This window comes from Flintibacter sp. HCN-6482 (assembly GCF_037892565.1).
Taxonomy (GTDB): Bacteria; Bacillota; Clostridia; order Oscillospirales; family Oscillospiraceae; genus Lawsonibacter; species Lawsonibacter aceti.
Map to the genome: position 1 here is coordinate 293,163 of NZ_JBBKBK010000002.1, position 10,911 is coordinate 304,073.

Here is a 10,911-nt window from a genome sequence, read left to right on the forward strand (position 1 = left end):
AAAACATAGGAAGGATGCTATACTGTGGTCAAATAGAAGGATGGGCAGAAATTTGATTTTGATAGAAATGAAGGAGGCGCCTCTATGCCCCTGCGCATTGTGCAAAATGATATTACGACGCTGAAGGTGGATGCCATCGTCAATGCCGCGAACCAGAGCCTGCTGGGGGGCGGAGGTGTGGACGGCGCCATCCACCGTGCCGCCGGACCTCAACTGCTGGCCGAGTGCCGCGCCTTGGGCGGCTGTAAGACGGGAGAGGCAAAAATCACGAATGGATACCGGCTGCCTGCAAAATATGTGATCCACACGGTGGGACCAATTTGGCGGGGCGGCCGCCACGGGGAGCGGGAACTGCTTGAATCTGCCTACCGTTCTTCCCTGGAATTGGCCTTGGCTCATGGCTGCCAGACGGTGGCCTTCCCGCTTATCTCCGCTGGAGTGTACGGCTACCCCAAGGAGCAGGCGCTGAAGGTGGCTGTGGACATCATCGGGCACTTTGTGCTGGACCACGACGTGACGGTCTATCTGGTGATCTTTGACCGGACGGCCTTTTCTATCGCCAGGAAGCTTTTTGCGGACCTTGCCGATGATACTGAAGACCATTGTCTTGTTGCGGAAAATAAATGAGCGAGGCCCCAATACGACAAAAAAGACTAACATCGATTCCAAGTTTTGCCCAGACTCTGCGCGGATTCAATATCTTCATAAAATTATTTTTTCATACTCCGGAATTACAATTTCTATGCAAGCAACATGGCCCTGTCCATTTTTGGTCAGAGCTTGCTGAGAGGCTGGGGCCGGGGAAGGAGTGAAACAGCCCCGCTGCGAATCCGACCGCACATGAATATGAAAGCCTGTACCGAGCTAATAAAACAGGACGGCCCGTTAGGGAAGGAAAACCCTAACGGACCGTTTTTCGCTGTCTGTTTCCGAGATAATGGGCAATTTATAAGAGGGATAATCAGGCGGTTTTGTGTGCGCCATTTTGCGCGCTGGCACACACAAAGATCCCCTCAGATCAGCGTCCTCCCCCTGAGGCATATTCCCCCATGTTGATATCCAGTACCCCTCTGGGCGGCTGGATCAGGGCATCCTCATACTGGCACTTCCACTGAATCTCCCGGCTCACTCTCCCGTCTACTACGCCGTCTACGGTTTCCCCGTTGCTAATAGGATTATCGTTCCCCAGAATATATGACGCTACATTGTAGGCATGATTGACCACCCAGTTGGGGTCCATGCCGTGGAAGTGGTACTGGAGATCCGGCAGGAACAAAGTGCTCATGCCCACCGTATCGATGAGCATATCCTCGGTGCCCTCGATGTTGAAAAAGCGGACATTGACCCCGAAACGGATGAAACGGTCTGGCCCCTCAATCTGGTGGGAACGCACATCTTCCGCCAGAAACAGCTTGCCACAGTTCTGGAAATAGAACGCCTCGCAGGTGGGATACAGCTCTGCCAGAGCCTCCAAAAAGTTGGCGTCCAGGTTGGCCCGTTCCAGCGCCGGAAGCGCCGCTGCCAGCATATCGGTGGCCACGACCTGATACTGACACTCCCGGAAGATCCGCTCTCGGTCCTCCTGGCAGTCCCACATCTGGCTCATCAGGAAGGCGTCAAAGCCTTTGCCCTTGAACTTGTCGCATTTCATCACCATCAACTGTACCGGGCACTTACCGTCCTGAAATTCCGCAATATGATCCAGGGCGGCATAGCCGGCCATCTTTTTGTCGCGGCAGAAACACTCTACAGCGCCGATGTGCTTTTCCATCACAGCGGTCATTTCATCCTTGTCCGGCATATCCGCCGGCTCTTTGAACAGCATCTGAATGAGATAAGGGCCGCCGGGTTGGGGGCCTTTTTTGTCATCCAGGTTCTGCTGGAACACTTTATTGCTCATTTGGTCTCCTCCTTCTTTTGAGGGAACAGCTTCCACCGGAACTCCAGTTCTTTCTGGACAAACTCTTTCGGCAGGCCCCGGGGGTTGGCGATGAGATACCAGACCCGAAAGGTGCGTTTCTCCGGGTCTGTCTCCTGCCGGTAGAGCTGATAGCCCGCCTCATCCTCCTGCGACCACTGTCCTGTCTGCCGCTTGGCCTGTACAAAGGGGTCCACCACCTGGTCCAGCTCCGCTCTGGTGCGGCTTGAGGCCCAGGCGTGATCCACATCATCGGAGTGGGAGAGGTGGAACAACATCGAGCCCATCCAGTTCTTTGCCTTGTGCTCCGGCGTTCCGCGCAGTTCCGCCTGACGGCGGTACTCCGCCAGCTGCTCCGCCGTTCCGTACCGTTCCACCATCTGCTCATCCACATGAATGCGCCAGATGTAATCCTCCGGCTGGGTAAAGGGGGCGCAGACCGGCTGGAGCGCCTCTGCCGGGTCCGCCTCAAAGCGGTCGATAAAATCGAGGTAGTGGGCTTTGATCAGGGGCAGGAAGGTGTCCAGCAGCCCGGTGTCCAGCCGCAGATCCTCTGTCAGCATCCGGAAGAACGAACCGCCTGTTGTGGATTCTATTTTAAAAGAATAGAGGCGGTCATCCCCCAGCTTAATGATGCAGGTGAAGCCTACCTCCACATTTCCATGACCGATCTCATAGTCCAGGTAGTTGTATCGGCTCCTATCAAACCAGATCTGATAGGTCAGGCCGTTTTTTGTTCTCTTTTTGAAGTCGCCCTTTTTCAGCCGCTTCCAGCCCTTTTCCTCCAAGCCCAGCCCATTCCACAGGTAGTCCAGGGCCTCCGCAAAGATGTCCGCAGGGCGTCTTTGTTCCATAGTACCCACCTCCAGGCAAAGTTCATCCACTATTTGAAAATCAAATACAGGGCAAGGAAAAAGAGGATCAGACCACCCCATTGCTTTGTAAGAAGCAACATTATCAGTATCGCGAACAATAAAACGCCCACCAAAAGGATGATTCCATTCATCCATCGCTTCTCCTTCTTATCAATTTTCTGTTTTCAACTATGGTCTTTACTCCTCTCCATTGTTTGGCTAATCTGTTTCAGAGCCATGTCTATGTAGAGATATACCCCATCCCGGTCGCAGTGGTACAGGTTGGAATAGCTTGTACTCTCATTGGGGCGGATGGGATTGGGCTCCACTACCTCAGTGGCTTCCAGCAGGCCAGCACCCAGCTCCACGGCGGCGGTGAGGGCCTTTTTCAGCACCGCAAGCTGCCCATCGCTCCAAAGCCTCTCCATATCTTCCAGAACCTTCGGCCCCTGCTTCATATCCCGGAGAAGCTGTGCGGCTTGATCCGGAGACAGGTATACACCGGAGCAGTAGTTTTCGATGATCCGATTTTTTGCTGGATTGGGAAAGAAGGTTGGTACCACCTGTGTCCATGGGGTGAAGTACCGGGCATATTCCGGCTTTTGCTCCACCAAGAAAGAAAAGGCACTGCCTCTGGTGTAATAGTAATCCCGGAAAAAGCCCTGGATTACCGCAATATAAAAGCCGTGGCTCTTATCAAACAATTCATCCGGCTCTGTCCCCGCCCCGACCCGCAGGGTATCCAGATACTTTTCCGCATAGAAATCCTCCATTCCATGCCGTGCGGCAAGGGCCAGTACCTTTTCCTCCTGTCCCTGCTGTATCCAAGTAAGGGGAGTAAAATACCATTCCCGCATTTCTTCCGGCGAAATCGGGTGAAAACTCACGTCGTATCCCATAAAAACCTCCCTAAAAATCCAGTAAAATGGGAACCTGCTGTTCCTCGGCAAATCGCATGGCCCGCCAGAACATGGAGAAGGCGAACTTGGCCAGGGATTGGGTGTCATACTGGGTGTGTTCCGGGATGTCCGCCTTGCTGTACTGCCCATCTGCGTCTATGGTTCCGTCTACCGGGTATCCCTCCGTATCCGCCCAATCAAGGATGGTATCCTCATCGGCCTGCCACGCCAGCTGGTTCAGCTTCTCCAGCTCTTTTCGAAGCCCTCCTACCGTACCAATTGTAGCTGTATCGTTGGTAGGAAGCGGTCCTTGGAACAGGAAGCTGGCCGACAAAGGAATCCACCATGTAGCACCGCGAAACAATGACCAAACCCGTTCTTTATCTGCCGAAAGACGGGCGATAATAGGGTTCCCCATGAAGTCCCAGTCTTTCTCCACAGTAGATGGCACCGGTTCCTCGTATGTACGACAGGCGGCCACCAGCAGCATAGCGCCGAAGGCATCCCAATCCGGCTTGTCCGTGTAATAGGGCTTCTCATTATCCTCCGGCCAGGGGGTGTAGGGGGGCTGGTCCGGCTGAGAAATGGCGCTCAAGATCTGATCCCGCCAGTTCTCCACCGCCGCCTGGACCTCGGCCGGGGACAGATCCTCCTCGTTGTCAGCGGGTTCTCCATCCGGCGTGATCCGGTTAAAGGCGTATCCGTTTTCCTCCGCCCACTGCTGGACAACGGTTTTCCAGTTGTGAGAATAGTACCGGGTCAATGTTCCGGCGTAGATATCAAGTCCCATCGTGATGCCTCCTTTTTTGTCTGTACGGTCATTCTTTTGCCGGAGCGAACAGTCGGTCAATCTTCTCCAGATTGTATTCCAAGATCCAGTCATGGAATTGATGATAGAGCGGCAGTAGCAGTTCCCGTGAGCCGCCCAGTATATCCAACCCACGGTCATCGTACAGGTGGTAGAGGAATGGCCCCGGCCCGGTCAGATAGACGCTGGACACAAAGCCGTTCCAGCCGCCGATGTCCCCCAGAATGATCTCCTGGAGAAGCCGCTCCGGTTGAAAGCTGATTTTGCTGAGATCCCAGTAAAACTGTACTTGAGCATATGTATCCCCGTCCTCGTCCATCATGGTCGCTGTGATCTGCTCATGCGGGGCAGGAAGTGCGGCCCTCTGCTGGATGGCCGTCAGCAGGGACTCGACAGGTTTTTCCTCGGGATACCCGTCAATTCGCAGAATACCTGGCGGCGCTGGAAGGTTACGGTAGATCATAATCGCCCGCTCCAGTGCGCCTTGAACATAGGCGGGATTTGGAGTTAGTTTCTCGGTGTTCTCGTCCAAATAGGTGCATTCCAGATAGACTGGTTCATCTCCGCCAATCTCAAGCCGAATGCCCACCGGCGCATGGTAGAACAAAGGGTGTTCCAGCCCAGCCATGCCCAGATCATGTAAAATGTGTTCAAACCGCTTTGCCAGCATGGTATCCCTCCGTCTTATAACATTTCATACAGCAGGGCTGTATTGCCCCGCACCAGTTCCAGATGGGAGCGCAGCGTTTCAAGTCCGCTTTGCACCGCCTCGGTGGGCAGATCCCAGTCTGGGGCAATTTCAGCGGTCAGCTCCGGGAGGTCCTGCTCCCGCAGAACTGCCAGCAGTTTAGACGCCAGCTCTCCCTCCAGCAGAGCGCAGTCCAGGGTGTCCTCCGTCTGGGGAGCAGGAAAACGGACATCCAGATCAAGCTCGCGCTCACACCAGTCCCAGATGGCCATATAGACCGAGCCGGAGCAGTTACCGTTGGGTAATTCCTGCCGCTGGCCGCCTTTGAGAAGATAAAAGGATGCAATCTGTGACATGGCAGTTCCTCCTAAATGTTATTCTTTTTCCATCAGCCCTTCTGCCTGCATCCGGATCACATAGAAGGCCCGTACCCAGTCCAGTTCCTGCTCCATGGATTCCTCCAAAGCCAGCAGGCGGCGCTTTCCCAGCCTGCGGTCCAGAAGGGCAAAGATGCGGACAAGAGGATTCTCGCTGACAAGGCTTTTCTCAATGCTCTGGTTGTCAAAGATACCAAACGCCTCATAGAACACCTTTTGGTCAAAGGTACCCTGCTCCAGCGCAAAGGCATGAGCCTGGTAGATGGCCTCTTTTGCGGAGTCGTGATCCTTCAGCGTTGTGGACCGCAGGTGATGAAATTTCGTCCACACATTCTCAAAATAGGTGTAGTAGTTGCTCCGCAGCACTTCCACGCCGTCCACACGAATGGCTGCCCGGCCCTCATGGTCAGCACTTTTGCTGTAACTGGTGGCAAAATACTGGATGTGGCCCCGGAGCGCCGGACACAGATAGTCACTTTCCAGTTTGTTCCGCATTCCGCTCCAAGTTGACATAGTGACCGCCTCCTTTCTGCTGCCGCTGCGGGTAAGGTAGATTCCCAATAAATTGAAATTTGAAGATTACATATAATCCTCGATATATGATCGTTCTATAAATTCTTTTACTGCAAATATATCTGCAAACTCCTCATACCGGGGAAATCCGTCCGCATTTTGTGCCGAATAAGTCAAATGAAACAGATAGTAAATGTCTCTTCCTATTCCGTTTCTGAGAACATATAACACATCATCATTGGATTCGCACTTCGCAACCGCCCAGATTTTTTTGCCGTATAAGAAGTGGTCTTGTCCTATTTCTTTGTTTAGTTCAGCAACAAATGCCCCGTCCGCCTGTGTGAAGGGGATCATATACCAGTTAAAATCCTTACTATATTTATCATAAAGATCACAGAACATTTCTTCTAATGTCATTTTCATTCTTCCTTCGCTGATTTACAGTTCGGCCCTCAATCACCGCGCTGTTTTTATTGCTCATTGAAATACCTCGCCAGTTTCTTCTCCAGCAGTTCTGTCATATCATTGCAGAGGCGCTTTACCTTGTCCTGCTCATGGGCGTAGTACCAGATGGTTTCCTCTCCGGGGCGGAGCAGGAGCTGGTCGCCGTCCGCTTCTTTCCAGAACTCGCCCAGCACGCAATACCGCTCTCTATGAATGGTCAGATCAAACAGGCCGGACAAATCAATGGTCACGCCTGCGGACACCTGGATGCCTGCGGTCAGCAGGAAGAACTCCCGCACCTGGGACGGGAGCGTGAAGTCCAGCACGCTTTCTTGATTCCCAATCTGCACCTCCGTGGCGGCAGGCTGGATCTCATCAGAGGAGTCCAGCACCTTTGCCAGCGCCTTGGAGAACTTGGGGTATCGGCCAAACAACTCCGGGTTGTTGGTCTTGAATTCCTTTTGCTTTTCCCGCTGCACTCGCTCCTGCTCCTTGCAGAAAGCGTCCAGCTCCGCCAGATACCGATCCTGGTAGAGATCGCTGGCCTCAAATGCTGTGCCGCTCTTTTCCAGAATGGCGATGGCTCCCTTTTGGCTGCCAAACACCGGGACCCACTGAAAACCATGCCGGCAGGGCTTCAGCTTCAGAAATTCACCCCGACTCAGCAGGGCTTCCAACTCCGTCTCATGTTCGTCCCACCAGTTCTGCCAGGTTTCAGGTGTTTCCCGTCCCTCAGCCAAGTCCAGGAGTTTTACTGTCAATGATTCTTTGTCCATAGGTGTCCACGCTCTTTCCCAACCTTAACTTCCACATTACTCGGTAGCACAAAGCTCATTCATTTTTGGAATCAGTAATTTATCCATCCACTGACAAACAATCTCAAAGGCATTGTTAATTTTTTCTTCATTTCCTATATCAAGATATATTTCATTGTCTCTTAAACTGTAAAACAGTGGTTGTGTGTTGGCGTCTGGTTTGGCGTAACCATAAGGGTCGTATGGACGGGTGTTGATTATATAGCAAACCTCTATGCTTATGCTATCCTTTGTGTTCCCGCCAAATGAGGAAAACGCAATCATATAGGTGAAATTTTTACTGTGCCTCGTAAGTGTTTTGTCGGATTTTTTATACTTGAAGCCTAAATGCCCGTACTTTCCTTGCAACTTGGTTCCAAGCATTTGCATTGCTTCGTTAAAGTTCATTGTGCCCCTCCATTTTCTCATCGTAAAAATAAATATAGTTCATCCCTCCGTTTCAGAGGGGGCAGGAATAGATGCTCATGGCCCCATAATCGGTGTGCAGGACAAGTCCGCTCTTGGTAAAGGAAAAACTCACCTGCCGCACCACAAAGGGGTCGTCAATGGTGGCCAGCAGCTGGCCGCTGCCGGTATCCCACACCTCTATGGGGGAACTGCCACGCTCCTGCTGAACGGCCATCAGGCTGCCACTTGTCCGCACCGTGCAGGTATCTGAAAAACTCAGCCCTTGCCGGACAGAAAACGGGAAAGGATTGGTCATCTCCTCTCCGGTCTGGGTCAGATAGAACCTGCCGCCCACCGAGAAGCACTGGTCATCCGGGGAGAAGAAGGGATGCCAGCCCTCATTGGGGATCACTACTTTTTGGCCGGACTTCAAATCGACCAGCACATACTCACCCTCGGTGACACGGTAGGCCGCTTTGCTTTGACGGGGCGAGAGCATTCCGAAGCAGTAATAGGCAAAATTCGGATTCTTCGACTTCTTGCATTTTACCGTTTCCCGCCACACCTCTGTGTTGCTGCCAAAGTCAAAGACCACGATTTCCTCGCCTGTGTACCACAGAGCCAGGTCGCCGCTCTGGTCCAGCATGGCCTTCATGCTGTTTTTCTTGCTGGCAAAGGGGGTGACCGCATGGGTGCGGAGGGAGAACTGCTCCAAAAGATAGCTGTTGTTCAGCAGCAGAGTATCATTGGGGCAGAGAACCTGTTCATAGGTCATCCGCTTGCCGCCCAGAGAAATCGTTTCGAGGATCTCCCCATTGCCATCGAAGTGATAGAGGAGCTCGTCCTCAAAATCGCCTACCACCCGCGTCAGGAAGAAGTCATCCCGCGTGAGGGCGGCGGCCAGAGGCATGAAGCCGTTGCTGTCCTTTCCGACAAACCGATGGCACCGCACCTGCCCAACAGCGGCGTCCGGATTCTGATAGACGAATCCTTTCCGCATCTGGCCCATCATGGCGCTGGCCGCCTTGCTCTTGACCTGGAAGGCGGAGTCACACAGGATCTCCTTGACCTTCCCGCCATTGGGGCAGGTTCGGATGGTATGGCCGTCAATTTCAATCCGCCACTGCTTATTTGTAGCGGGGTTGAGGAAGGTTTTTTCCATCATGGTTTTGACCGTTCCTCCTTTCGAATCAGGATGCTTTTTCCCTCGGCGTTGATGCTATACAGGTCATCCAGATGGATGTGGAATCCATCCTCACGAATGGTTTCCGCCATACCAAGAGCGGCTTTCGCCAATAGGAGCAGCCCAGCCCGGTTTCCTGTTAGCTCCAACTCATTTCCGTCATCATGGGTGGCAAAGGAGAGGTGGGCTTCCGGCTCTAACGGAAGGATGGGCAGTTGTTCCTCATTCCATTGAATAGTCAGTGTTTTGGTTGTCATCGCTTGTATCCCACCTTTTGAAAACTTCTCAATCAAAATCCATCCAGACCAGGTGCTTTCCGCAGTGGAGGCACTGGAACAGATAGCATTGCAGATGCCCGCCGTTTACGGATTCCTGAATCAGTTCCTTCTGTTCCTCGTCCCACATGGTGTCGTCCAGCACCCCCTCCAGCACACCCAGTGCCCGCAGCTCTCTGGCTCCCACATGGCCCAGATAGGCGCAGTAGTCACCGCAGTGGGCGCGCCAATATTCCTGCTGCCAGCCGGAGTAGCCGGGGGTGCGGTGGATCAGCTCGTCCAGCTTCTCCGGATCGTCTACACCATCATCCACAGAGTAATCGTCCTGAAAGCTGCCGTCATATTTCCGGGCCGCCTCGCCACTGGCGATACACGCCGGACACAGATACGCAACTTCCTCCACAGAAAAGAACGGATTGGTATAGAAAATGCGGGTCGTCTTGCCGCAGCAGTCGCAGACAACGCCATCTGCGGACTCCTCAAAAGCGCCGGTTTCCAGAGGGTCCGGATGATACCGGAAGGTGGGCAGGCCCAGCTGGGCCCGCCGCTCCTTCTCCTTCTGCTTTTCCTCCGGTGTTTTGGGCTTGGGGATGGCATAGTGGTTGCCCCAGCTCTCCGCATAGTCCTTCAAGACGCCCAGCCGCTTGAGGGTCTTTTTATCGGAGCGCTTGCCGATTTGGCAGAGCAGTTCATAGGCATCCTTCTTGAAGTCCAGCAGATCATACACATCTACCAACACTTCCTTGGCCTGCCGGTCCTCACTCTGCTCCAGTTCCTCCTTAAAGGCATAGAGAGCGCGGACACTGTCCGGACCGCCGTCGGTTGCGGAAAACTGCTTTTTTAGTTCGATGTAGGTTTTCTGATATTCTGTCATCGGGCGTACCTCCCATCAATCCCACCAGAAGCACCAAACCGTAGACCACTCTCTGGAAACATGAGTCCGCCCGTCATGTTTGTGGGGGCAGCTCCACCTGGTCCAGAGGGGTCTCGTTCCATACACTTACTTTGAACGGTCTGTTCTCCAAATCGAAATAGATCGTGATACTGTTGTTGTACTGGTTCAGATCATTTTCGATGGTATATTCTGTGGAAATCCCAAACTCTGGATGATCGCTGTATGTGTTGGGAAGATGAGTCCAACCATCACTGGAAGGATACCTCTCAATCAAATAATCCTGGGTTACATGGTTCAGTTCCTGATTATCCAATTTGATGCTGGTGTGTTTCTCATCATAAAAAACCACCATAGAATCTACCACACCATCTTCGATTTTTTGAGGTGGCGTATCCGACCCTGTGGACACCTGGTTTGTAATGGTCACCTCTAACAACACCCCGTCTTTTTCCAGGAGCCGGATGATGGACCCACCCGGCAAAATCCCCTGCCCATCCTCTGTCAGGGACCAATCTGCCCGCGTTTCGTAATACTCTTCACCCACAAACGGCTCCAGGAAATAGGGTGTCTGCCCGCTGATTTTCCACCCATCCTCGGTTAACTGCTTCAAAGAAACCGGAATCGGATAATAGACGTCGTTCACTGTGATCCCCAATTCCATATTTTCCGGCATGGCTTCACTCTCCTGTTCATCCGGCATTTGCGTGATACTCTCTGTGATCTCCTCTGAAGCAACAGGGGTTTGGGCCGTGCCGCCGCCCTCCCGCCCGCAGGCAGTCAGCAGTACCAGGAAACAGCACGTTATCAGTATCTGCAAGTTTTTCATAACGTTCCTCCTATCGTTGCTATTCTGTC

Annotated in this window: 14 protein-coding genes and 1 pseudogene; 1 reads left to right on the plus strand and 14 read right to left on the minus strand. The window is 53.0% G+C overall.

What is annotated here, in order from left to right; all coding sequences use genetic code 11:
- Window positions 1–84 precede the first annotated feature (84 nt).
- A pseudogene (locus WKS99_RS06375) lies at window positions 85–600 on the plus strand (O-acetyl-ADP-ribose deacetylase); the annotation flags it as partial.
- Between the two features lie 418 nt (window positions 601–1,018).
- Here the strand turns inward: WKS99_RS06375 and WKS99_RS06380 are convergent.
- The 14 genes from WKS99_RS06380 to WKS99_RS06445 all read right to left on the minus strand — a co-directional run bounded on the left by WKS99_RS06380 (window position 1,019) and on the right by WKS99_RS06445 (window position 10,882).
- A complete protein-coding gene (locus WKS99_RS06380; RefSeq protein WP_340405569.1) occupies window positions 1,019–1,900 on the minus strand; it encodes a DUF4261 domain-containing protein in 882 nt (293 codons plus the stop codon).
- Complete coding sequence (locus tag WKS99_RS06385) at window positions 1,897–2,772, minus strand: spondin (protein WP_186853076.1); 876 nt, start codon at window positions 2,770–2,772, stop codon at window positions 1,897–1,899. Before WKS99_RS06385 ends, WKS99_RS06380 begins: the two co-directional genes overlap by 4 nt.
- Before the next feature lie 185 nt (window positions 2,773–2,957).
- Window positions 2,958–3,671 carry a hypothetical protein gene (locus tag WKS99_RS06390; RefSeq protein WP_186853075.1) on the minus strand — a complete coding sequence of 238 codons (714 nt, stop codon included), beginning with the start codon at window positions 3,669–3,671 and terminating at the stop codon, window positions 2,958–2,960.
- 10 nt (window positions 3,672–3,681) lie between these two features.
- Window positions 3,682–4,461, minus strand: a complete 780-nt coding sequence (locus tag WKS99_RS06395) for a hypothetical protein (protein ID WP_340405570.1) — start codon at window positions 4,459–4,461, stop codon at window positions 3,682–3,684.
- A 28-nt stretch (window positions 4,462–4,489) separates the two neighbouring features.
- Window positions 4,490–5,149: a DUF3885 domain-containing protein gene (locus WKS99_RS06400; RefSeq protein WP_186853073.1), complete on the minus strand. Its 660-nt coding sequence runs from the start codon at window positions 5,147–5,149 to the stop codon at window positions 4,490–4,492.
- A 14-nt stretch (window positions 5,150–5,163) separates the two neighbouring features.
- Window positions 5,164–5,523 carry a hypothetical protein gene (locus WKS99_RS06405; RefSeq protein WP_186853072.1) on the minus strand — a complete coding sequence of 120 codons (360 nt, stop codon included), beginning with the start codon at window positions 5,521–5,523 and terminating at the stop codon, window positions 5,164–5,166.
- Between the two features lie 18 nt (window positions 5,524–5,541).
- Complete coding sequence (locus WKS99_RS06410; RefSeq protein WP_340405571.1) at window positions 5,542–6,057, minus strand: SF0329 family protein; 516 nt, start codon at window positions 6,055–6,057, stop codon at window positions 5,542–5,544.
- A gap of 66 nt (window positions 6,058–6,123) precedes the next feature.
- Complete coding sequence (locus WKS99_RS06415) at window positions 6,124–6,474, minus strand: hypothetical protein (RefSeq protein WP_147571328.1); 351 nt, start codon at window positions 6,472–6,474, stop codon at window positions 6,124–6,126.
- Window positions 6,475–6,527: 53 nt separating this feature from the next.
- Window positions 6,528–7,277: an SMI1/KNR4 family protein gene (locus WKS99_RS06420; RefSeq protein ID WP_340405572.1), complete on the minus strand. Its 750-nt coding sequence runs from the start codon at window positions 7,275–7,277 to the stop codon at window positions 6,528–6,530.
- A gap of 36 nt (window positions 7,278–7,313) precedes the next feature.
- Window positions 7,314–7,703 carry a hypothetical protein gene (locus WKS99_RS06425; RefSeq protein WP_340405573.1) on the minus strand — a complete coding sequence of 130 codons (390 nt, stop codon included), beginning with the start codon at window positions 7,701–7,703 and terminating at the stop codon, window positions 7,314–7,316.
- Between the two features lie 52 nt (window positions 7,704–7,755).
- Window positions 7,756–8,868 carry a hypothetical protein gene (locus WKS99_RS06430; RefSeq protein ID WP_340405574.1) on the minus strand — a complete coding sequence of 371 codons (1,113 nt, stop codon included), beginning with the start codon at window positions 8,866–8,868 and terminating at the stop codon, window positions 7,756–7,758.
- On the minus strand, window positions 8,865–9,143 hold the full coding sequence (locus WKS99_RS06435; protein WP_147571324.1) for an Imm32 family immunity protein: 279 nt from the start codon (window positions 9,141–9,143) through the stop codon (window positions 8,865–8,867). The genes WKS99_RS06430 and WKS99_RS06435 overlap by 4 nt, the downstream gene beginning before the upstream one ends.
- A gap of 28 nt (window positions 9,144–9,171) precedes the next feature.
- Window positions 9,172–10,035 (minus strand): CbrC family protein, encoded by an 864-nt coding sequence (locus WKS99_RS06440; RefSeq protein WP_340405575.1) that lies wholly within the window; start codon window positions 10,033–10,035, stop codon window positions 9,172–9,174.
- A 73-nt stretch (window positions 10,036–10,108) separates the two neighbouring features.
- A complete protein-coding gene (locus WKS99_RS06445) occupies window positions 10,109–10,882 on the minus strand; it encodes a hypothetical protein (RefSeq protein WP_340405576.1) in 774 nt (257 codons plus the stop codon).
- Window positions 10,883–10,911 lie beyond the last annotated feature (29 nt).

Bases quoted from the DNA above. Each gene is read 5' to 3' on its own strand.
- WKS99_RS06395 (WP_340405570.1), bottom strand. From the start codon at position 4,461: ATGGGACTTGATATCTACGCCGGAACATTGACCCGGTACTATTCTCAC.
- WKS99_RS06410 (WP_340405571.1), bottom strand. From the start codon at position 6,057: ATGTCAACTTGGAGCGGAATGCGGAACAAACTGGAAAGTGACTATCTG.
- WKS99_RS06435 (WP_147571324.1), bottom strand. From the start codon at position 9,143: ATGACAACCAAAACACTGACTATTCAATGGAATGAGGAACAACTGCCC.
- WKS99_RS06390 (WP_186853075.1), bottom strand. From the start codon at position 3,671: ATGGGATACGACGTGAGTTTTCACCCGATTTCGCCGGAAGAAATGCGG.
- WKS99_RS06445 (WP_340405576.1), bottom strand. From the start codon at position 10,882: ATGAAAAACTTGCAGATACTGATAACGTGCTGTTTCCTGGTACTGCTG.
- WKS99_RS06385 (WP_186853076.1), bottom strand. From the start codon at position 2,772: ATGGAACAAAGACGCCCTGCGGACATCTTTGCGGAGGCCCTGGACTAC.
- WKS99_RS06405 (WP_186853072.1), bottom strand. From the start codon at position 5,523: ATGTCACAGATTGCATCCTTTTATCTTCTCAAAGGCGGCCAGCGGCAG.
- WKS99_RS06415 (WP_147571328.1), bottom strand. From the start codon at position 6,474: ATGACATTAGAAGAAATGTTCTGTGATCTTTATGATAAATATAGTAAG.
- WKS99_RS06420 (WP_340405572.1), bottom strand. From the start codon at position 7,277: ATGGACAAAGAATCATTGACAGTAAAACTCCTGGACTTGGCTGAGGGA.
- WKS99_RS06440 (WP_340405575.1), bottom strand. From the start codon at position 10,035: ATGACAGAATATCAGAAAACCTACATCGAACTAAAAAAGCAGTTTTCC.
- WKS99_RS06425 (WP_340405573.1), bottom strand. From the start codon at position 7,703: ATGAACTTTAACGAAGCAATGCAAATGCTTGGAACCAAGTTGCAAGGA.
- WKS99_RS06400 (WP_186853073.1), bottom strand. From the start codon at position 5,149: ATGCTGGCAAAGCGGTTTGAACACATTTTACATGATCTGGGCATGGCT.
- WKS99_RS06380 (WP_340405569.1), bottom strand. From the start codon at position 1,900: ATGAGCAATAAAGTGTTCCAGCAGAACCTGGATGACAAAAAAGGCCCC.
- WKS99_RS06430 (WP_340405574.1), bottom strand. From the start codon at position 8,868: ATGATGGAAAAAACCTTCCTCAACCCCGCTACAAATAAGCAGTGGCGG.